The 359-nt window shown below is 32.9% G+C and carries 1 protein-coding gene; it reads left to right on the top strand.

Translation table 11 applies throughout. The features are described from left to right. Positions 1-359, top strand: a 359-nt coding sequence (locus tag QWI17_RS16720) for an MATE family efflux transporter (protein WP_302723666.1), incomplete at both ends; no start/stop codon positions are given.

Below are 359 nucleotides of genomic sequence, written 5' to 3'. Positions count from 1 at the left end.
CCAGAAAGTAATTTTTAGAAAAATTGCTGGAATTGGAATTCCAACCGCATTAACATCTTTCTTCGAAATGAGTGCATTCTCTTTGGCAGCCTTTGTTTGCGGTTATACATTTACAAATTCTATCGCAGATCAAGAATTAGCAAAAGTAAATTTAGCAGCGCATCAAATTGCGATAAATTTAGCTTCCACAACTTTTATGATGTGTACAGGAATTGGAGTTGCAGCAACGGTTCGTATCGGAAATCAATTAGGTTTAAAAGATTACAAAACTTTAAGAGAAGCAGGTTGGTCTTGTATTTTAATGGTATTATCATTTATGATTTTGTGCGGAATTTTATTCATTATTTTCCGTTATCAAT

Source organism: Gilvimarinus gilvus (assembly GCF_030518155.1).
In the GTDB taxonomy this organism is placed as follows: Bacteria; Pseudomonadota; Gammaproteobacteria; order Pseudomonadales; family Cellvibrionaceae; genus Gilvimarinus; species Gilvimarinus gilvus.
Note: the sequence above shows the minus strand (reverse complement) of the source record. Positions and strands in the feature narration are given on the sequence as shown.